This is a genomic window from Streptomyces sp. ADMS (genome assembly GCF_033441795.1).
GTDB lineage: Bacteria > Actinomycetota > Actinomycetes > Streptomycetales > Streptomycetaceae > Streptomyces.
Window position 1 is genome coordinate 1 of sequence record NZ_JAVFVX010000412.1, and the last position, 487, is coordinate 487.

Below are 487 nucleotides of genomic sequence, written 5' to 3' on the forward strand. Positions count from 1 at the left end.
CCAGCAGCTCCTCGGTGTCCGGGTCAGGTCGCCGGTCACCGGTTGTCCGGGTGTCCGAGCCAGTGACCGGTGGCGGAGCGACCGGCTGATCAGTGACCGGCGGGAGGTAGGCCGGGCGACCGGCGACCGGCTCGTTGACGGCCTGTCGGTCACTGACCGCCGGGGCGGTGTCCGGCTGTCCGCCCAGGTCAGTGGCGTTGAGCTCCCGGTCGCGGTGACCGGTGCCCGAGTCGTTGCTGTCCACCGGGGCGCTGTCCCCGGGCAGTGTCCGGGCGTCCGGGGTCTGCTTGTCCAGGGACAGGCGGGGCCGGTCTGTCAGGGCGGTGACGGGCTGTCCGGCGCTGACCTGACCGGGCTGCGGCTGCTGCTGACCGGCTCGGTCAGTCCGAGTGACCGCGATGCGCTCGGGCTGACCGGGGTGACCGGCTTGACCGAGGTCGTCGCGGTCACTTCGGTCACTGTCCTTGACCGGCCCCCGGGCGATGAG

1 pseudogene is annotated in these 487 nt (G+C 72.9%); it reads right to left on the reverse strand.

Going from position 1 to position 487, the window contains the following annotated elements:
* Positions 1–487: pseudogene (locus RB628_RS41320) on the reverse strand (hypothetical protein); the annotation flags it as partial.